The sequence below is a fragment of the Streptomyces scopuliridis RB72 genome (assembly GCF_000718095.1).
Lineage (GTDB): Bacteria > Actinomycetota > Actinomycetes > Streptomycetales > Streptomycetaceae > Streptomyces > Streptomyces scopuliridis.
Map to the genome: position 1 here is coordinate 1 of NZ_JOEI01000084.1, position 485 is coordinate 485.

The following is a 485-nucleotide window of genomic DNA, read 5'->3' on the forward strand; positions in this document are numbered from 1 at the left end:
AGCACGTCGAACAGCGCCTTCGTCAGAAACAGCCCAGACACCCCACGCGCCACCGCTGCACGCACCACCGACGCACTCAAGTCAGCCTCGGCCACATCCACCGTGCCACCGTTCAACAACGGCACCCACACCTCATACGTCGCCGCATCAAACGAGTGCGGCGAATGAAACAAAACCCTCTCGTGCGCGCCCGACGACCAGCGGGAATCAGCAGCAAGCGCCACGACGTCCCCATGCGTCACCGCGACACCCTTGGGCACACCCGTGGACCCCGACGTAAACATCACATACGCCAACGAGCCCGCCCGAAGCGCCGAAGGAAGCCGCACATCAGACGCCGGCTGCGCATTCACCCGTACGACCGGCAGCCCCCCGACTTCATCCACCCCCCGGTCCGTCACCACCACCACCGCACCACTCCGCCCCAGCACCTCCCGCACCCGCTCCTCCGGATACGACCCATGCAACGGCACATACACACCCCC

The 485-nt window shown here is 66.0% G+C and carries 1 protein-coding gene; it reads right to left on the minus strand.

What is annotated here, in order from left to right; translation table 11 throughout:
- Positions 1 to 485 (minus strand): AMP-binding protein (locus tag IF11_RS37470; RefSeq protein WP_037729497.1); only part of this gene is annotated, 485 nt, incomplete at both ends.